This window comes from Paracoccus caeni (assembly GCF_016629665.1).
GTDB lineage: Bacteria > Pseudomonadota > Alphaproteobacteria > Rhodobacterales > Rhodobacteraceae > Paracoccus > Paracoccus caeni.
Genome location: NZ_JAEPRQ010000011.1, coordinates 72,158 through 90,149 on the forward strand (window position 1 = coordinate 72,158; position 17,992 = coordinate 90,149).

General features: G+C 64.3%; 17 protein-coding genes. 6 read left to right on the forward strand and 11 right to left on the reverse strand.

Translation table 11 applies throughout. The features are described from left to right. Positions 1-49: 49 nt before the first annotated feature. The 3 genes from mtgA to queG all read left to right on the forward strand — a co-directional run bounded on the left by mtgA (position 50) and on the right by queG (position 2,631). On the forward strand, positions 50-790 hold the full coding sequence (mtgA, locus tag JJJ17_RS19115) for a monofunctional biosynthetic peptidoglycan transglycosylase (protein WP_200689329.1): 741 nt from the start codon (positions 50-52) through the stop codon (positions 788-790). A gap of 58 nt (positions 791-848) precedes the next feature. Next, the gene (gene fzlA, locus JJJ17_RS19120) at positions 849-1,535 is read left to right on the forward strand and encodes an FtsZ-binding protein FzlA (RefSeq protein ID WP_200689331.1); all 687 of its coding nucleotides are present in this window, start codon (positions 849-851) and stop codon (positions 1,533-1,535) included. 76 nt (positions 1,536-1,611) lie between these two features. Then, positions 1,612-2,631: a tRNA epoxyqueuosine(34) reductase QueG gene (gene queG, locus JJJ17_RS19125; RefSeq protein WP_200689333.1), complete on the forward strand. Its 1,020-nt coding sequence runs from the start codon at positions 1,612-1,614 to the stop codon at positions 2,629-2,631. On the opposite strand, the gene JJJ17_RS20655 is transcribed toward queG, so the two are convergent. From JJJ17_RS20655 to JJJ17_RS19165, 8 genes are all read right to left on the reverse strand, one after another. Further along, positions 2,628-6,164 (reverse strand): M10 family metallopeptidase C-terminal domain-containing protein, encoded by a 3,537-nt coding sequence (locus tag JJJ17_RS20655; protein WP_325168842.1) that lies wholly within the window; start codon positions 6,162-6,164, stop codon positions 2,628-2,630. The two genes, queG and JJJ17_RS20655, sit on opposite strands and share 4 nt — an antisense overlap. A 129-nt stretch (positions 6,165-6,293) precedes the next feature. Beyond that, positions 6,294-7,049, reverse strand: a complete 756-nt coding sequence (gene cobA / locus JJJ17_RS19135; protein ID WP_200689335.1) for a uroporphyrinogen-III C-methyltransferase — start codon at positions 7,047-7,049, stop codon at positions 6,294-6,296. A 117-nt stretch (positions 7,050-7,166) separates the two neighbouring features. Then, the gene (locus JJJ17_RS19140; protein WP_200689337.1) at positions 7,167-7,634 is read right to left on the reverse strand and encodes an HIT family protein; all 468 of its coding nucleotides are present in this window, start codon (positions 7,632-7,634) and stop codon (positions 7,167-7,169) included. Between the two features lie 325 nt (positions 7,635-7,959). Beyond that, a complete protein-coding gene (gene mobA, locus JJJ17_RS19145) occupies positions 7,960-8,574 on the reverse strand; it encodes a molybdenum cofactor guanylyltransferase MobA (protein WP_200689339.1) in 615 nt (204 codons plus the stop codon). 49 nt (positions 8,575-8,623) lie between these two features. Then, entirely contained in the window at positions 8,624-9,412 is a 789-nt protein-coding gene (locus JJJ17_RS19150) for a heme ABC transporter ATP-binding protein (RefSeq protein ID WP_200689340.1), read from the reverse strand. Continuing rightward, complete coding sequence (locus JJJ17_RS19155) at positions 9,409-10,479, reverse strand: FecCD family ABC transporter permease (RefSeq protein ID WP_200689342.1); 1,071 nt, start codon at positions 10,477-10,479, stop codon at positions 9,409-9,411. Before JJJ17_RS19155 ends, JJJ17_RS19150 begins: the two co-directional genes overlap by 4 nt. Continuing rightward, on the reverse strand, positions 10,479-11,360 hold the full coding sequence (locus JJJ17_RS19160) for a heme/hemin ABC transporter substrate-binding protein (protein WP_200689344.1): 882 nt from the start codon (positions 11,358-11,360) through the stop codon (positions 10,479-10,481). Before JJJ17_RS19160 ends, JJJ17_RS19155 begins: the two co-directional genes overlap by 1 nt. Before the next feature lie 14 nt (positions 11,361-11,374). Continuing rightward, positions 11,375-12,409 (reverse strand): hemin-degrading factor, encoded by a 1,035-nt coding sequence (locus JJJ17_RS19165; protein WP_200689346.1) that lies wholly within the window; start codon positions 12,407-12,409, stop codon positions 11,375-11,377. Between the two features lie 313 nt (positions 12,410-12,722). Between JJJ17_RS19165 and exbB the strand changes: the two genes are divergently transcribed. The 3 genes from exbB to JJJ17_RS19180 are packed head-to-tail and all read left to right on the forward strand — an operon-like array spanning position 12,723 to position 15,431. After that, a complete protein-coding gene (gene exbB / locus JJJ17_RS19170; protein ID WP_200689348.1) occupies positions 12,723-14,060 on the forward strand; it encodes a tonB-system energizer ExbB in 1,338 nt (445 codons plus the stop codon). Between the two features lie 4 nt (positions 14,061-14,064). Then, a complete protein-coding gene (gene exbD / locus JJJ17_RS19175) occupies positions 14,065-14,571 on the forward strand; it encodes a TonB system transport protein ExbD (protein WP_200689349.1) in 507 nt (168 codons plus the stop codon). Further along, positions 14,568-15,431 (forward strand): TonB family protein, encoded by an 864-nt coding sequence (locus tag JJJ17_RS19180; RefSeq protein WP_200689351.1) that lies wholly within the window; start codon positions 14,568-14,570, stop codon positions 15,429-15,431. Before exbD ends, JJJ17_RS19180 begins: the two co-directional genes overlap by 4 nt. 377 nt (positions 15,432-15,808) lie before the next feature. On the opposite strand, the gene JJJ17_RS19185 is transcribed toward JJJ17_RS19180, so the two are convergent. The 3 genes from JJJ17_RS19185 to JJJ17_RS19195 all read right to left on the reverse strand — a co-directional run bounded on the left by JJJ17_RS19185 (position 15,809) and on the right by JJJ17_RS19195 (position 17,689). After that, entirely contained in the window at positions 15,809-16,174 is a 366-nt protein-coding gene (locus tag JJJ17_RS19185) for an SH3 domain-containing protein (protein ID WP_200689356.1), read from the reverse strand. Continuing rightward, entirely contained in the window at positions 16,174-16,926 is a 753-nt protein-coding gene (locus JJJ17_RS19190; protein WP_200689357.1) for a DNA helicase, read from the reverse strand. The genes JJJ17_RS19185 and JJJ17_RS19190 overlap by 1 nt, the downstream gene beginning before the upstream one ends. A gap of 190 nt (positions 16,927-17,116) precedes the next feature. Beyond that, entirely contained in the window at positions 17,117-17,689 is a 573-nt protein-coding gene (locus JJJ17_RS19195; RefSeq protein WP_200689358.1) for an ImuA family protein, read from the reverse strand. Between the last annotated feature and the right edge of the window lie 303 nt (positions 17,690-17,992).

Genomic DNA, 17,992 nt, shown 5'->3' on the forward strand with positions numbered 1-17,992 from the left:
CGCCGGGTTCACCTTGACGCAAGGGCGGCGCGCGTGACAAAGCCGAACCATGGTCCTGCGCATCCTGTTCAGCCCCCCCGCCGCCGAGCCGGTCGAGAAGAAAGCGGTCCGCCGCTGGCGACCGCTGCGTCGTGTCATGGTCTGGCTGCGCTGGTTCGCAGCGCGGATGCTGGGGCTGATGGTGGTGATGGTGCTGATCTATGCGCTGATCAACCCGCCGACCACATGGACCATCGTGACTGAGGGGCGGCAGCATCAGATCGCCGACCGGGAATGGGTCGATATCGAGGATATCGCGCCGGTCTTCCTGCGTTCGGTGGTGGCGGCAGAGGATGCGAATTTCTGCCTGCATTGGGGTTTCGACATGGCCGAGATCCGCAATGTGGTGAATTCGGGCAGCAGTCGCGGTGCCTCGACCATCACCCAGCAGGTCGCGAAGAACGTTTACCTGTGGCAGAAGCGAAGCTGGCCGCGCAAGGCGCTGGAAACCGGGTTTACGCCGATGATCGAGGCGTTCTGGTCAAAGCGGCGGATCCTTGAAGTCTATCTGAACGTGGCCGAATTCGGGCCGGGGATTTTCGGCATCGGCGCGGCGTCGCGCGAATATTTCGGCACGACTGCGGACCGGCTGACCCCGGTTCAGGCGGCGCGGCTGGCGGCGATCCTGCCCGCTCCGAAATCGCGCAGCCCGCATCAGGCCTCGCGCCGGTCGCGGGCAATTGCCGATGGCGCGGCCACGATTGCGCGGGATGGGCGCGCGGCTTGCTTTGACATCCCGCGTTCCGGTTGAAACGGCCCCGGTGCGGGCGTATCAAGTCGCCGTTGCGACAAAGGGACCGAAGCGACCAATGAATACCAATACCCAGACCACGCGCCTTTACCACACCGCCCTGTCGCCTTTCTGCCGAAAGGTGCGGCTGGTGCTGGCCGAGAAGCGGATCGAGGTCGAACTGGTCGAGGAACGCTATTGGGAAAACCCGCCCGAGCTTCGCCGCCGCAACCCGGCAGGCAAGCTGCCGGTGCTGCGTTATCGCGGCAATATGCTGGCCGAAAGTCAGGCCATCGTCGAATATCTGGATGAATCGGTGCCGCAGCCTCCGCTGATGCCGCAAGCTCCGCTGGAACGGCACGAGGTCAGGCGGCTGTGTTCGTGGTTCGACGACAAATTCAACGCCGAGGTCACGTCGCCGATCCTGAACGAGCGCGTCTGGAAGAAGGTCACCCGTGCCGGTTATCCCGACAGCCGCGTGGTCAAGGACGGGCTGCGCGCGATCAAGGAACATATCGATTATCTGTCCTCGCTGCTGGAAACCCGCCGCTGGCTGGCCGGGGCGAACATGTCGCTGGCCGATTTCACGGCGGCTGCGCATTTTTCCTGCCTCGACTATATCTCGGACGTGGACTGGGATCGCTCCGAGACGCTGCGCGACTGGTATGCGACGATCAAATCGCGCCCGGCCTTCCGCTCGATCCTCGCGGATCAGGTGCCCGGCATCCACCCGGCCCCACATTATGCCGAGCTCGACTTCGGATAGGGCGGCGCGGCTGCGTCCCGCGACGGCCGGGGGCGCTTCGCCCCCCGGGCCCCCCGAGGGTATCTCTGCCACGGACATGAAAGCGCGGCTGGCCGCCGAGGCCGAGGCCGTGGGATTTTCGCGAATGCGGGTGACGCTGCCCGGTTCCACGCCCGAGATTGCCGAGCGGTTGCAACAGTTTCTGGACGCCGGGCGGCATGGGCAGATGGGCTGGATGGCCGAGCGGATAAACTGGCGCGGCGATCCGACGGCTTTGTGGCCCGAGGCGCGTTCAGTGATCGTGCTGGCGGAGCTTTACACGCCCGAGCATGATCCTTTGGCGGTGCTGGATCAGCCGGATCGGGCGGCGGTCAGCGTCTATGCTCATGGCCGGGATTATCACGATCTGGTCAAAAAGCGGCTGAAACGGCTGGGCCGCTGGCTGATAGAGCAATGTCCCGGGGAAGAGATCAAGGTTTTCGTCGATACCGCGCCGGTGATGGAAAAGCCGCTGGCCCAAGCTGCCGGGATGGGCTGGCAAGGGAAGCATACGAACCTGCTGTCGCGCGATCTGGGAAGCTGGTTCTTTCTGGGCTCGATCTTCACCACGCTGCCGCTGCCGCCGGATATGCCCGAAATATCGCATTGCGGGTCATGCCGGTCCTGTCTCGACGCCTGTCCGACCGGCGCTTTTCCCGCGCCCTATCAACTGGATGCGCGGCGCTGCATTTCCTATCTGACCATCGAGCACAAAGGACCCGTCGATCCCGAATTGCGCAGTCTGATGGGCAATCGCATCTATGGTTGCGACGATTGTCTGGCGGTCTGTCCGTGGAACAAGTTCGCGCAGGCGGGCACCGAAATGCGCTATAGCGGCATTGTCGGTGCGCCGCCTTTGGCGGAACTGGCGGTTCTGGACGATGCCGGGTTCCGGGCGCGGTTCTCGGGCAGTCCGATCAAGCGGATCGGTCGGGATCGGTTCGTCAGGAACGTGCTTTATGCCATCGGCAATTCCGCCGATCCGCGGCTGGCGCCGGTGGCGCGGTCCCTGACCGGCGATGCCGATGCGACCGTTGCCGACGCGGCCAGTTGGGCGGTCGCGCGGCTGAGCCGCTAAAGCAGGAAGTCATCTGCGTCGAGATGCAGCTTCCCCTCTAACACGATCATCATATCGGTGCGGCCATCGCCATTCAGGTCGGCCAGAATATGGGTGTCGTGATCTTCGTGCGTCCAGCGCAATTGCCGTCTGGCCGAAAAATCGCCTTCGCCGATATAGGTCAGGTTCAGCGCGGCCAGATCCAGCCGATCCTGCCCCGGTCGAAAGTCGATGACCAGATCCGCCTCTGCGCCGGGTCGGCTGTCCTGTTGGGACAGATAGCGGAAAATGTCATTCCCGGACCCTCCGATCAGGGTGTCCGCGCCAAGCCCGCCGACCATCGTATCCGTGCCCGCACCCCCATCCAGACGATCATTGCCCGGCCCGCCATTGAGGCTGTCATTGCCAGCCCCTCCCGACAAACGATCAGCGCCCGGCCCCGCATTCAGCCGGTCATTGCCGGTCCCGCCCTGCAGGACATTGTTACCGAATTGATCGTCCAGCAGGTCGTTGCCGTCGTCACCACGCAAGGTATCGTTGCCGTAGCCGCCATAGAGGCTGTCGTGATCGACCCCGCCCGACAGATCGTCATGCCCGCCGCCGCCATAAAGCTTGTCGCGCCCGGTTCCTCCGATCAGCCGGTCCGCCCCTGCAGCCCCCCGCAGGATGTCGTTGCCGTCGCCGCCATCAAGGAAAGAGTTCCCGGTCCCGGCATGCAAGCTGTCATTCCCCGCACCACCACGCAACGTATCGCGGCCACTGTCACCGAATAGCTGGTCATCGCCCGAACCGCCCTCCAGCACATCGTTTCCGGCGCCGCCGTAAAGAATATCGTTATCCGCATCGCCGAAGAGATGGTCGTTTCCATCGCCCCCATAGAACAGGTCTTTCCCCGCACCGCCGCGCAAAGTGTCGGAACCCGCGCCAGCCTTGAGCGTGTCGTCCCCGGTCCCGCCCTCCAGCCGGTTGTTGCCGGTCAGATCCTCCAGCCAGTCGTTGCCCGCATCACCCTTCAGCGTATCGTTGCCGCCATTGCCGTTCAGCCGGTCATTCCCGCCGCCACCGCTGAGAAGATCATTGCCGAAGCCCCCCAGCAAAGTGTCGGGCCCGGTGCCGCCAATCAGCGTGTCATGGCCCGAGCCGCCATCCAGCCGGTTGTTGCCCGCCTGAACCTCAAGCCGGTCATTCCCCGCATCGCCGCGCAAGGTGTCATTGCCGCCACCACCCTGCAGCAGGTCATTGCCAGCGCCACCCTCCAGCCGGTCCCAGCCGGTGCCACCCCTCAGGGTGTCATTGCCGATACCTCCGATCAGGACATTCCGGCCCAGAAAATCCTCCAACCAGTCATTCCCGGCCTCGCCATAAAGCGTATCGTTCCCGGCACCGCCGAAAAGCCGGTCATTGCCGATCCCGCCCCAGAGGCCATCATTCCCATCCTCGCCCGACAGAATGTCGTTGCCGACTTCGCCACGCAGTTCATCATCACCCGCACCACCGCGAAGCTGGTCGTTGCCATTTCCCCCGCGCAGAAGGTCAATCCCCGCCCCCGCGATCAGGGTGTCAAAGCCAAGACCGCCCAGCAGGGTGTTGTTGCCCGAGAAATCCTCAAGCCGGTCGTTTCCGATGCCACCCGACAGCAGATCATTTCCGCCCTCGCCGTAAAGAACATCGTTGCCGCTGCCGCCATTCAGGGCGTCATGCCCGGTTCCGCCGCGCAAGGTGTCATCGCCGATCCCGCCATAAAGCGTGTCATTCCCCGCCTCTCCCAGCAGAAGATCGTTGCCGGAATCGCCGTGGATCATGTCGAAGCCACCGCCGCCGCGGATCGAATCGTCACCGTCCTGCCCGCGCAGCAGGTCATTGCCATCCTCGCCGGCGATGGTGTCGTTCCCCGCGCCCGCCGAGACCGTGTCGTGACCCGCGCCCGCATAGATCTGATCCGCTCCGGCGCCGCCCAGAAGCTGATCGGCCGCAGGCGTGCCAATGACCCATTTCCCTACCGTCCCGACATCGGGCGGCTTGACCTCGGGGTCCAGATCCGGGCCCCAGTGATGCGGCATCCTGAACATGTCATTGGTGAAATGCGACGGTTGCAGCGGGGTGCCGTCGCGTGTGCGGACCTCAACCACCAGGTCACGGCAGACGATCCGCATCCCCCAATCGCGGGGCACGAAGTTAAGCTGCATGATGCTGCGGATCGTGCCTAGCATCGACAGGTCCAGCCGGTCGATGCCCGGTTCGTAATCCATAATGCGGATCACGCCTGCCGCTGGCAGCAGCGCAAAGATATCCGCGCCATTGCCGCCGTTCAGCGTGATCGCCGACCCGGCAGAGATCAGCAGATCGTCTCCGTCCCCGCCGCTCAGGCTGGTGGTATTGGGCGCGGCCAGCAGCATGTCATTTCCCGCGCTGCCGGTGAAAGCGGCCGTGTTGACCCGTTCGGTCAGGCCGATCTGGCCGGGGTCCAGCATGATCTGCGTCAGCCCGGTCTCGGTTCGGCTGGCGATGAACAGCATGATGCGGCCGTCCACCGACACCGCCTCGATCGCGCCGATATTGGCAAGGGTGGTGCCGAATGTATCGACGATGTTGTGCAAATGGATCAGCCGACCGTCCGGCGTCAGGGTGAAGAGGCTGACCCCTTCATCCGCGCCGCCCGCAATGACAAAGGCGCGCCCGTCGATGGTGACGCTTGCCAGCTCATCCACCCTTGAAAAACGTGTGCCGAGCTGGTCGATCACATGGTCGGTTCGGGTCAGCGAGCCATCGGCGCCGACGCGAAACACCGTGAGCGAGGATGAACCGGCCCCGCCCATGACCACGAAACTTTGCCCACCGAACTGCATCGCCGTGATGGATGAGGGCACCGCATAGCCCGCCCCCATAGTGCCCAGATGCATCGACCCGCCTGTAATCACCCCCGCCGGCGAGATCAGATTGGTCGCAATGAAATCGCCCAGACCCGATATGGCGATCAGGATTTTCTGCCCCCCCACCGTCAGGCCGACGATCTGATCCAGCGCCGCCCCTTGCAGCGCATCCTTGGCCACCAGCATCCGCGACGAGATATCGGTCAGGCTGCCATTGCTGTTCAGCCGCTGAATGTCGAGTTGCAGCGATTTCTGATGCGAGGAATAGACGAAGCTGGTTCCGCCCGCCTCGAACTGGCCGATGGTCGAAAGCCCGGTTCCGATCTGCGTGCCCTGAAACAGCCGCGCAAAATCAGTCAGCGCGCCCGAGGCGACGGCACCCGCAGCCAACGCCTCGGCCCCGCCCAGTCCGCCCAGATGCAGGACATTGTCGCCAGCCTTCGACAGCACCGTCAGCGTCGACGGGCGCTGATAGGTAAAGTTGTCCGGAAATCCGAGCGTCGCTATCGGTGACAGCGGCACATCTGGTCCGTTCAGCCGAAAACTGGACAGCCCGCCGCCCGGCCCGTTGGTCGAGAACAGCAATGTCTGTCCGTCAATGACCGTCGAAGCAAGGTCAGTGACGCGGGACAGCCAGCGTTGTTGCGTGGTCCCGTATGTGACCACGTGGCGATAGGTGAGCATGTATCGTCAGCAGGATTGAAAGCCGCAGGAATGGATCAGGACAGGGCTGAGAATGCGCCCGAATCCCCTGCCTTGTCGCGCCGGTTCTAAGGCGCTTTTGAAGTAAGTTTTCGTTGACTTTTAACCGCTTCAGCCGATCTGCGGCGTGGCATCGAAGGCCAGCGGGCCATAGAGGATCAGACCCGGCTGCGACACCTCGGCCTTTTCCATCATCCGGGCCAGTTCGTCGATGGTCGTGCGGATCAGCCGCTGATGCGGATGGCCGACGGATTCGGCGAAAAGCGCGGGTGTATCGCCGGAAAGTCCGTGCTCGCGCAGGCCCCGCACCAGTTCGGGAAAGCTGCGCTGCCCCATGAAGATCACCGTGGTCACACCCGGATCGGCAATCGCGGCCCAGTTGATATCGGCGGGCAACCTGCCCGTCACATCCGCGCCGGTAACGAATTGCAGCCGTCTTGCGGTCAGCCGCCGGGTCAGCGGAATCCCCGCCGCAGCCGCCGCCGCGCTGGCCGAGCTGACCCCCGGCACGATCTCGAAAGGGATACCGGCTGCGGTCAGGGCGATCAGTTCTTCCTCCAGCCGCCCGAAAATCCCCGCATCTCCGGATTTCAGCCGCACCACGCGCAACCCGGCCTCGGCATGTTGCACCAGAAGCTGGTTCACATGCTCCTGCCGGGCCGACGGGCGCCCGGCGCGTTTCCCGACCGGGATCAGTTGCGCCTCTGGCGCCGCGTGATCCAGCACCGCGCCCGAAGCAAGGTCATCGTAAAGCACCACCTGCGCCTCGGCCAATCTGCGGACAGCCTTCAGCGTCAGCAATTCGGGGTCGCCCGGTCCGGCAGAGACCAGTGAGACGAAACCAGTGCGGAGGGCGGGATCGGGCAAAAGGCTGGACCTGCGAAACGGGGTTTCAGCTATAGCACCGCGGCGCGTTCTGACAATGCCGATGGCACATCTGCAGGGCTTAGATCGCCGAAAAACCACGATCTGCCCGATCCGCGCTCAGCTATCCGGCTGATCCTTCAGCGCCACCGACAGCGCCTCGGCGGTCTGGCGCAGCGCCCCACGCTCTGGCCGGGGCAGGTCGCGCCAGGTCAGCTTATCCTCGACGATATATCGGCGCGAGGTGATGTCGGTCTTTTCGACCAACGGCACCAGATGGGCATGGGCATGGGCGATGTCGCCCCCGGTGAACAGAAACCCCACGCGCCCGACTCCGAACACCGCCTTCTGCGCGCGCGCCAAACGCTGCGCCAGATACATAATCGCTGCCGCAAGATCGGCGGGAAGTTCGTCGAAGGTTTCATAGTGGTCGCGCGGAATGATCTGCACATGCCCGTCGCGAATCGGGCCTATATCGAGGAAGGCGACGATCCGGTCATCGCGAAACACCTCATGCGCGGGAAAGTCGCCCGCAGCGATCCGGCAAAACAGGCAACTGGCGTCATCCGCGTGATGATGTGCCGTCATTGCCCCGTTCCGATCCCGCGAATGAAAAAAACCGACATCTGAACCCTGCCGCGCTGGCTGCCGATAGGTGGCCTTGCTGGGTGGAGTTCCAGAATGTCGGGATGATGATGGCTGGCTGGCATCTGCTGGCTGGCTATCTTGAAACCATATCTAAGGCGGGTTTCCGGCACTGTCAACAGATGCGCGTAAAAAAATCATAAAAAACAAATGGTTGACTAGTTTTGTCAGGTTATAATGCCTGAGTTTTTTACTTTAGATTTGGTGGAATCCATGATCCGAGACATCCGCGAAATGCAGGTTTTTCAACTGGCGCAATGACTTGGCATCAACGCGCTCCAGCGGCCATGACTTCGGCCTGCGCCAGTTCTTCAGCGGTGTTGATATTGAAGAACGGATCAAAGCCGTCTGCATCCCAGACCGCCAGCCCCGGCGCATATCGGCTGGCGAAGCTGCGCACCCGCCGTTGACCGGCGATCAACGTCGCGCGCAGATCATCGCGCAGCGCGACCGGCCACAGCCCGAAGGTCGGGTGATCCACCACCTGCCCTTGTGCGTCCCGCCCCGCCGCCAGCACCAGCCCGGAAGGCCCCGCCGCATCGCGAAGCCGGGCGACCAGATCGACGGGAAAGAAGGGCGTGTCCCCGGCGACCGAGACGACCGCCTCTGCGCCGATCCCTGCCGCCCAGTCCATCCCGGCCAGTATCCCGGCCAGCGGACCGGGAAAGCCCGGCAGCCCGTCCGGCAGCACCGGCAGTCCGTATTCGGCAAAGCGTTGCGGATCGCCATTCGCGTTCAACGCCACCGGGTCCGATTGCGCCGCGATCCGGTCGATGATCCCGGCAAGCATCGGCCGCCCGGCCAGCGGCAGCAACGGCTTGTCGCCGCCGCCCATGCGGGTGGCAAGACCTCCGGCAAGAATGATGGCGGGAAGGCGGCTCATTCCCCGACTGTCGCCCAGCCTCACGGGCCGTGCAAGCACCCTGTCGTGGTCAGACAACCGCCCCCTGCGGCAGCAGCCAGACCCCGTCGCCGGGCGCATGCCGAATCCGCAGATCGCAGCCATAGGCCTGAGACAGCAGCCGGTCGGTCAAGACCGTCTCGGTCGGTCCCTCGGCCGAGGCGCGGCCCTGCTGCATCAGCAACACATGATCGGCGAACATCGCCGTCAGGTTCAGGTCATGCATCACCGCGATCACGCCGCCGCCCGCGCGGGCATAGTTCTTAGCCAGCCGCATCACCGTCAACTGATGGGCAATGTCCAGACTGCTGACCGGCTCGTCCAGCAACAGCCAGCGCGGTCCCTGATCGCCCACCGGCTGCCAGACCTGAATCAGCGCGCGGGCCAGTTGCACGCGCTGCTGCTCTCCGCCGGACAGTTCCTGATAGAAGCGGCCCGAATGTTCAGGCAGATCGACCTTGGCCAAGGCGGCGCGGATCAGCGCGCGTGCCTCGACATCGTCGCAGGCATGGGCGATCAGCCCGATCCGCAGAATCTCGGCCACGGTGAAGGGAAAGCTCAGCGCACTTTGCTGCGGCAGCACCGCCCGCCTGCGGGCCAGCGTCTCGGGCTGAAGCCGCGCCATGTCCTGCCCGTTCAGCGTCACGCTGCCCACTGCCGGGCGCAGTTCGCCGGTCAGGGCGCGCAGCAGCGTCGTCTTGCCCGATCCGTTCGGGCCGATGATGGCGGTCAGCCGCCCGGCCATCGCGGTCAGGTCAACCCCATGCAGCACCGGATGGCTACCAAGGATCACATGCAGATTGCGCGCGGTCAGGTTCATGCGTCCAACACCCGGCGGTTCGACAGCAGCACCCACATGAAGAACGGCCCGCCGAACATGGCGGTGATGATGCCGATGGGCAGCTCTGCAGGGGCGACGACAAGACGGCTGATAATGTCGGCAGCGATCAGCACCGTCGCGCCCAGCAGCGCCGAATTGATCAGCAGCCAGCGATGATCAGGCCCGATCACCAGCCGCAGCAGATGCGGCACCACGATTCCGACAAAGCCGATGCCGCCCGAAACCGCGACCGAGGCGCCGGTCGCCCCTGCTGTCGCCAGAATCGCAATGGCCTTGGTCCGCTGCACCCGGATACCGACATGCGCCGCCGTCGCCTCGCCCAAGGCCAGCCCGTTCAGTCCCCGCGCCAGCATCGGCATCGCCGCCAGTGACAGCAGAATGATCGGAGCGGCGGCCGACAGCTTGGTCCAGCTTGATCCGGCAAGCGAGCCAAGGCCCCAGAAGGTCAGATCCCGCAATTGCGCGTCATTGGCGTAATAGATGATCAGCCCCGCCACTGCCGCGATCATCGCGGCCAGCGCGATCCCGGCCAGCAGCATCGTCGCCACCGAAGTCCGCCCGTGCCGCGTAGCGATCCCATAAAGAACCACCATCGCAATCCAGCTTCCGGCGAAGGCTGCGACCGGCACCAGATACCAACCGAAAATCCCGGCAATCGCAGGCGGCAGCAGACCGCCCAGCACGATCGAGGCTATCGCGCCCAGCGATGCGCCGGAACTGACCCCCAGCAGACCGGGATCGGCCAGCGGATTGCGAAACAGCCCCTGCATCACCGCACCCGACACCGCCAGCGACGCGCCGACCAGCATCCCGGTCAGCAATCGCGGAAGGCGGATGTTCAGCATCACCACCTGATCGACCGTCGCCACCTCTCGCCCGGCAAGCCAGTCGGCCAGCACCTGCGGCGCCGAAACGCCCGACGGCCCCTGCCCAAGCGACAAAAGCGCGAAGAAAACCAGCAGCAACAGCAGGCCAAGACAAGCCGCGCGCCCCAGATGGTCGCGGTCGCCCGCAATCCGATGCTCGGGGGGCGCGACGGCCACCATCAGGAATCCCCGTAAATGGCGTTGTGCAGTTCCAGCGCGGCCTGACCCGTGCGCGGGCCAAAGCCCAGCAGATAAAGCCCGTCCATGCGGATGATCGTCTTCGTCGCCGCCGCCGGAGTGGTCGAAATCGCCGCCATCGACAACAATTCCTCATCCGCCGCGTCATGGCTGACGGTTGATGGACCGCGGGTCGTGCTTTCGCTTGCCGGGCCACGATTCATCAGCAGGATCGCATCGGGCGCGGCGGCGGTAATCGCCTCGTCGCTCATCGGCTTGTAGCCATCGACACCCTGAACCGCATTTTCGGCCCCGGCGAGACGGATGATCGCATCAGCCTCGGTTCCCTGCCCCGAGGCCAAGATCCGTCCCCCTTGCAGCGACAGGATGAACAGCACCTTCTTCTTGTCCTGATCCACCGTCGCCTCCGACAGCTTGGCCAGATCGGCCTGCAACGCCTCGACGGTCGGGCCTGCAGTATCGGGCACGCCAAGCGCATCGGCCACGGCCTCGATCTTGGCGATCAACTCGTCGGAATTGCTGACCGCCGGGATCAGCTCGATCGGAATCCCGGCCTCTTGCAGTACCGCCATTGTTTCGGGCGGGCCTGCACCCTCTTCCGCAAGGATCAGGTCGGGATTGACCGACAACACGCCTTCCGGCGACAGCGCCCGGACATAGCCGACATCCGGCAGATCGTTCACCTCGGGCGGATAGCTTGAAGTGCTGTCACGCGCGATCACCCGATCCTTCTGACCCAAAGCATAGGCGATTTCGGTGACCGAGCCGCCAATCGTCAGAACCCGCTTGGCGTCGGGATAACTTTCGGCAAAAGCAGGCTGCGCGATCAGCAGCGCGGCTGCGACAAAGGCTGGGCGATACATGGCGGGACCCCCGATCAGACGGTTTCAGGCACGGGCAGTTCAGAGACAAGCCGCGACCAGCTTTCGGCATCGCCACCCTTTTCGGGACGCATGCCGAAGCATTGGAAGATAAGCTGCCCCTCGGCATCGAAAGTCTCGACCGAGACGGCATTACCGCGCTTGGTCGGCTTTTCGACCAGCCAGACCTCGGCCACATGGTCGGCGCGCAGATGCAGGTTGAAGCGGTCATCCAGCACGTTCAGCCACGGCCCCATCGGCTTCAGCGTCTCGACACGGCCGGAATGGATCTCGATGCAACCGGCATTGCCGACGAACAGCATGATCTGATGACCCTCGGCCTGCAGCCGGTCGAACAGCACCTGCACCGCTTCGACCGCCAGCGGCCGCGCCCAAGGCTCACCCACCGCGCGGGTGGCGCCCAGCCGGTTCATCTTCAGCCGACGGACCAGCGTGTTGAACTGATGCGTGTCGGTCATCCGCGCCCATTCGGCGCGCAGCGTCTCGACCTTGTCCTCGGCGATCCGCGCAGCCTCCAGCGGCGCGCGCGGCGCGAATTCCTGTGCGGGTTCCTGATCCTCGGCGGCAAGCTCGGCTTTCAGCGCCTCCCATGCGGCCAGATCGGATTCGGGCCGCAGATGCACCTTGTGGATCGCATCGCCTGCGGCATCAAAAACCTGCACTGACCGGGCGGTTCCGTTTTCACGCTCGACCTCGACCGCATAGGCATAGACCCAATAACGCGGGAAGAGCCGCATATCGATCTCGGGGTCCAGCGTCATCGCCGCGTGATCGCCGTCGTGGAAATCGTTATAGGTTCCAATCTTCTCGATCACGCAGGAACGGTTGCGCGTCAGTGCCATCACTTCGCCCAGGCGGGTGACGGCGGGGATCAGCCGACCCGGCGTGGCATCGATACGGGTGACCCCGTGGCCCAGATCTGCTTCGACCAACGCCGCTTCGGGCAGGCCAAGCTGTTGCGCCAGATCATAGGGGCGAACGGTCGCATCGCGCTTCATTTCACGCAGTTTTTCGGGGCTTATCTGGTTCACGCTGTGACCTCGGATCGTTTGAAGACTCGGCTTTGCCGTTATCCCGAGAGCTTTAGTCAGATTAATATAGCCATGCAAGATGTTGTCGGACCAGCCCTGAAATCGGTCATTTTTCCCGGTTTTCATCAACAGGAGGAAGTTTCGCGACGGAAAATCCGCCTGTGATAAACTGCACCCCGTGGAATAGTTGACAATTTTACCCCGACGTTCGATACCCGGCTCGAGTCGCCTCTGGGATATGACTGGCCCTGCTGGAGTCCGGTTCCTGACAGCCTGCGACACGTCCGATGCGGAAAATGAGACAAGGAACGTCATGACCAACACGCCGCTGCCGCGCCTCAGCGCAGGGATCGTCGCAACGCTTGCCTGCCTGCTTGCAGGCCCGAGCCTTGCTCAGGACACCACCCCGGCTGCTCCGCAGGCCGAAACGCAGGCCCCGGCAACGCCCGAGACCGAGACCGCGCCCGCCGCCTCCACCCCGGAGACCCCGGCAACCGAGACTGCCGCCCCCGCTGTGGAAAGCCCGGCAGTCGAGCCGACGGCACCTGAAAGCACGGCACCCGCTGCGGAAACCCCCGCCGCCGAGACACCGGCAGCGGAAACGCCCGCCGCAGATGCCCCCGCCGCACCGGCAACGGAAGCACCGGCGACCGAAGCACCGGCTCCGGCAGCCGAGACCCCCGCAACCGACGCCCCGGTCGAAGCTCCTGTCGCCACCGCAGAATCCCCGGCCACCGCGCCTGCTGCGGTTGATACTCCCGCAACTGATGCGGCAACGGATACGCCTGCCGCCGAAGCTCCGGCTACACCCGCACCCGCTGCGGTCGAAGAGCCTGTCGCAGAACCCGCCGAGGAATCCGGCTTCCTGCCGCAATCGATTCAGAACGCGCTGTCCCCGATCCTCGAAACGCATGAGCGCGACCCGAACCTGCCGCATGACCTGTCGCCGATGGGCATGTTCCAGGCTGCGGACTGGGTGGTGAAGTCGGTGATGATCGGCCTTGCCTTCGCCTCGGTCGTGACCTGGACCGTGTTCTTTGTGAAGGTGCTGGAACTGTGGCGCGCCAGTGCCAACGTCCAGTCCGGCACCCGCCGGATCGAGCGCGCCGCGAACCTGCCCGCCGCCCTGTCGGCCATCGGCAACCGCCGCGACCCCGTCTCGCGCATGGTCCGTGCCGCCGCGCATGAATATGGCCGCTCGGCCCCGGCCCTCGATCAGGCAGGCGATCACGGCGTCAAAGAGCGCGTGGACAGCCATCTGGAGCGGATCGAGGCCCGTGCCGGACGCACCATGAGCCGCGGCACCGGCGTTCTGGCCACCATCGGCTCGACCGCGCCGTTCGTCGGTCTGTTCGGCACCGTCTGGGGGATCATGAACAGCTTCATCGGCATCTCCGAGGCGCAGACGACCAACCTTGCCGTTGTCGCCCCCGGCATCGCCGAAGCGTTGCTGGCCACCGCCATCGGCCTTGTCGCCGCCATTCCCGCCGTGGTCATTTACAACGTCTTCGCCCGCGCGATCACCGGCTACCGCCTGCGCCTTGCCAACGCCGCCGCTGGCGTCCGCCGCATGGTCAGCCGTGATCTCGACTTCCGCGGGATCGCCCCGGCTGCAGCGGCGCCGACTGCGAACCCCGTCTCGGAGGGCTGACGCCATGGCTGGCGGTATCCGCGAATCACAGGGCGACGATCTGGTCGAGAACCACGAGATCAACGTCACCCCCTTCATCGATGTCATGCTGGTCCTGCTGATCATTTTCATGGTTGCCGCTCCGCTGGCGACGGTCGATGTCAATGTCGATCTGCCGGTCTCGAACGCCACACCGCAGCAGCGCCCGGATCAGCCGATCTATGTCACGGTGCAGCCTGACAAGACGCTGAACATCGGCAATGACAACGTGCCGCTGAACCGTCTTGGTCAGTCGCTGGCGGTCGCGACCGAGAACGACAAGGAAGAGCGTATCTTCCTGCGCGCCGACAAAGAGGTGGCCTATGGCGATCTCATGGAGGTGATGAACGCGATGCGCGATTCCGGCTATCTGAAGATCGCGCTGGTCGGCCTCGAAACGGGCGCCGCCGCCCCCGCGGCGACCACGCCCGAAGGAACAGCCCCGGTCGCAGAAACGCCCGCTCCCGCCGCAGTAGGAGCAACCACGCCATGAGCGAGCGCGCCGCCACCATCGCGCGCGATACCGTTCTGTGGGGCGCAGCGGGAGCGCTGGTTCTGGCGGCGCATATCGGCTTTGCTGTCTGGCTGACACGCCAGGCCGAGGCAGCCGCCCCTCCGGGCATGCCCGAGCCGGTCTTCGTCGATCTGATGCCTGCACCGGAACCAGCCGCCGAGCCGGTCGAGGAAGCTCAGGCGGAACCCCAGCCTGAGCCCGAACCGGAGCCTGAACCCGAGCCGGAGCCGGAGCCGATCGTGTTGCCAGAGTTGCAGCAACTCGAAGCACCCGATTTCAGTGAGTTGATCCCGGAACCGCAGGTCGAGGAAGTCACCCCGCCCGAGGTGGAATCGACGCCCGAACTGACGCTCAGCGCCTCGACACGCCCGACCCGCCGCCCGGACCCTCAGCCAGAGCCGGAACCGGAGCCTGAACCGCGTCGCGAGGAACCTCGCCGCGAACCCGAACCGCAACGCCAGACCCGTCAGGAGCCGCAGCCGCAGCGTCAACAGGCCCCGGCTCCGGTCCCTCGAGGGAACGCGGGCGAAGGCCAGCGTGGCCCGAGTCCACAACAACGGGCGAACGCGCTTCAGCGATGGGCGGGACAAATCGAGCGATGCATCAATCGCCGCGTTCGGTCGCCGCGCGGAGTCCGCGGAGGCGGAACGGTCTCGCTGAGCCTTGTCGTATCGCGCAACGGTAACGTGGAAGTCCAGGGGATTGTCGGCTCTTCTGGTAACCCGGAAATCGATCAGGCAGCAGCGCGGGCCGCACAACGCGCAGGCAGGTGCCCCGCGGCACCAGCGGAACTGACCGAAGCAGTCTATCACTTTACCCAGCCGATCAGGATAGAATAGCCACAGCATGATACCCCGATGCGTCCGCAAAGGGGTATCTTCGACAGCTATCTTCGTCTCACCAGCAGATAGCGCCATTCGCTGCGAGAGCGCGCCGGTAGCGGCTCACTGGTGTTTGCCCCCGCAATGCGCGCGGCGATAGACAAAATGCCTTGCCCCAGTTCTGCCATATTCCCGTCGGTGGGACTGTGACATCGCAGGGAAGACCCCTTCCGCCATTCATCCGGCAAGCCACCCTCATCCCCCGGATGGCCTTAACGAAGCTGCCCACAACTTCACCTTGCCAATCCACATTCCGCACTGAAGCATCCCGCCCGCCTCTGAACCGGGGGTCGGGCGTTGCCGCATATCGTCGTATCAAAACCCGGCGGCACCACTTATCCGCCCGCAGATTCCTTCACCACGGACAGCGGCACCCATCCGGTCAACCCGTCGCTGACCCTCCTGGCCCAAAGCCAACCGTTGAGCTTTCGTATCCCGTTTAGAATCTCGCCCGCGTCAACGGTCAGTTCCCTGTTCGTGTAACGCTCGCGGATCGTTGCCAATCCATCCGCACCATGATCAAGGATCTGTCCGGGCACGTAACCGGATGCCTGCCCCTCTACAGAACAAAGATACCAGTTGGGCCAGTCCGGCCCCTGAGATTTTTCGACGACACGCACCCTGTCGCCGATCTCAAGCTGCATCGGGTTCGGAAACTCGCTCACATGCGGCTCGGTCACAAGATATTCGCCCAGACTCATCAAGATTTCCCCTGCATTCCGCCACTCACCACCTCGCTTGGACGATTTGGCGCCTGAAACCGCATCTCCGCCCCCTGCAGAAAACACGCCTTGGAAAACGTGCCCGCATCGACCGGATTCGGCAGCCGCAGATGCTGCATTCCCGGCATCTGGCCGCAGGCCGCATCGAACGCGCGGTCAATCTGCGAGATCAAACCGAAGATGGTGCCCGTGCGACGCGCATGATCACGCAATGCCCGCATCTGATCCGCCAGCGGAGGCTTGCTTCGTTGCTGGTCCAGAATTTGCAGATAATCGATGACGGCGACCACCTGCCCCGGCGCTGCATCGGACAGACGCTCGGCAATGAAGCCCGCACTGATCCGGTCCGAGGCTTCGATCCTTATACGGTCCCCCACCCCCGTCTTATCCAGCGCACGAATACGCGCCCGCGCGTCGTCCTCGCGATATTCGAGGGTAAAAAAGACCGCCTCGCGTCCCTCTGCCGCCGCTTCCAGCAGAAGCTGCAATCCCAGCCGTGTCTTGCCCTGCCCCGGACGCGCCGCCAGCAAAAGCAGATCGCCCGGTTCAAGCCGCGACAGGATACGCTGGGCCGGGGTCGCACCGTTCCAGCGCGTTGCAAGCAGGCTCCAGCAGGCAAAACCCTCGCCCTCGGCAACCCTGTCCAGCGCCTCGTGCAGCGCGATGCCCTCGGTCCGGGACAACAGCCGTGCCCGGCGTTTCAGATGATGGATCGGTGCGGATAGCCGCATGTGGATACCTCCATTACCGGCGAAAAACGCAACCCCTCCTTATGCGAATGCCTTAATGGATGGCTCATCCTTCGACCCTGCATCTGCAATGCTTCCCCGGCGGAGGGGGGCGGCGCGGGCCACACCGTCGGCAAAAGATATGCCGCATTCCCCGACCCGGCAAGCCCGTCACTGATCCCCGCGCCATCTTCTACCCGCCAACGGCAACGACCGCTTCCGTCTCGCGCAGCCCGTCCCATGCCACGGTCCAGCATCCGCCCGCCCCCCTTTTGTTCTTCAACAGCCGCCATTCATGCCACGCGACCCGCCCGTCCGAGGGGCGCGGCGCGCAATGCCAGCGCGTCTCGCAGGCATTCGACCCCGCCCCATCGCGGATCAGCATCAACGCGGTAGTATGCCCCCGCTCAGCCGCCAGTTGCAGCCGCCGTCCCGCCGTCAGCGACATCGGCTTTTCCGGCTCGGCGATGACCAGCCCGGCAGACCCGGCGCGCAGAACCTCTTCGACCGACCACAAGAGATCGGTTTCAGAGCGGACCAGAACCAGATGCAGCCTTTGCCCCAGAGCCGAGGGGATTCCCCAAAGCAGCGGAAGATCAGGCTGATAGGCAGGCATGACCCAGAAGACCGGGGCCTCGGCATGTCGCAGCGCCTGCCAGACTGCAAAGCCCCGCCGCCCCGCCCCCTCGGCCTCGTGCATACGGTTGGGGACAAGGCGGAACACATCGCTCAGTGCCAGTGCGGAGGGTGTAGACTGATTCTCCATTTCAAGAACATTACAGGAACATAATTCTTCTCGAAAGCCTGACATCAGACGCCAGAGATTCTTGACTCACACGCAGAGGCGTTGCTGTGTCGGATGCCAAATGTCCGCTCTGCGGGATAGAGCAGCCGTTTGCCGGTGCGGCAGAGGGAGATACACTATCGTCGCCAAACTGACCCGTTCGGGCGGAAAGCCGACCGACAGCGGGGCGGCGTGGCAGCAGCAATCCGCCGGAGCAGCCGGTCGTAGCCGGGCGTTGGAGTCGCTTTTTGCTACCACCCTTCCGCATCAGCCTGAAAGCGCTAC

Coding starts and splice junctions, on each gene's coding strand:
- mtgA (WP_200689329.1), top strand. CDS start 50: ATGGTCCTGCGCATCCTGTTCAGCCCCCCCGCCGCCGAGCCGGTCGAG.
- fzlA (WP_200689331.1), top strand. CDS start 849: ATGAATACCAATACCCAGACCACGCGCCTTTACCACACCGCCCTGTCG.
- queG (WP_200689333.1), top strand. CDS start 1,612: ATGAAAGCGCGGCTGGCCGCCGAGGCCGAGGCCGTGGGATTTTCGCGA.
- JJJ17_RS20655 (WP_325168842.1), bottom strand. CDS start 6,164: ATGCTCACCTATCGCCACGTGGTCACATACGGGACCACGCAACAACGC.
- JJJ17_RS19140 (WP_200689337.1), bottom strand. CDS start 7,634: ATGACGGCACATCATCACGCGGATGACGCCAGTTGCCTGTTTTGCCGG.
- mobA (WP_200689339.1), bottom strand. CDS start 8,574: ATGAGCCGCCTTCCCGCCATCATTCTTGCCGGAGGTCTTGCCACCCGC.
- JJJ17_RS19150 (WP_200689340.1), bottom strand. CDS start 9,412: ATGAACCTGACCGCGCGCAATCTGCATGTGATCCTTGGTAGCCATCCG.
- JJJ17_RS19155 (WP_200689342.1), bottom strand. CDS start 10,479: ATGGTGGCCGTCGCGCCCCCCGAGCATCGGATTGCGGGCGACCGCGAC.
- JJJ17_RS19160 (WP_200689344.1), bottom strand. CDS start 11,360: ATGTATCGCCCAGCCTTTGTCGCAGCCGCGCTGCTGATCGCGCAGCCT.
- exbB (WP_200689348.1), top strand. CDS start 12,723: ATGACCAACACGCCGCTGCCGCGCCTCAGCGCAGGGATCGTCGCAACG.
- exbD (WP_200689349.1), top strand. CDS start 14,065: ATGGCTGGCGGTATCCGCGAATCACAGGGCGACGATCTGGTCGAGAAC.
- JJJ17_RS19180 (WP_200689351.1), top strand. CDS start 14,568: ATGAGCGAGCGCGCCGCCACCATCGCGCGCGATACCGTTCTGTGGGGC.
- JJJ17_RS19185 (WP_200689356.1), bottom strand. CDS start 16,174: ATGAGTCTGGGCGAATATCTTGTGACCGAGCCGCATGTGAGCGAGTTT.
- JJJ17_RS19190 (WP_200689357.1), bottom strand. CDS start 16,926: ATGCGGCTATCCGCACCGATCCATCATCTGAAACGCCGGGCACGGCTG.
- JJJ17_RS19195 (WP_200689358.1), bottom strand. CDS start 17,689: ATGGAGAATCAGTCTACACCCTCCGCACTGGCACTGAGCGATGTGTTC.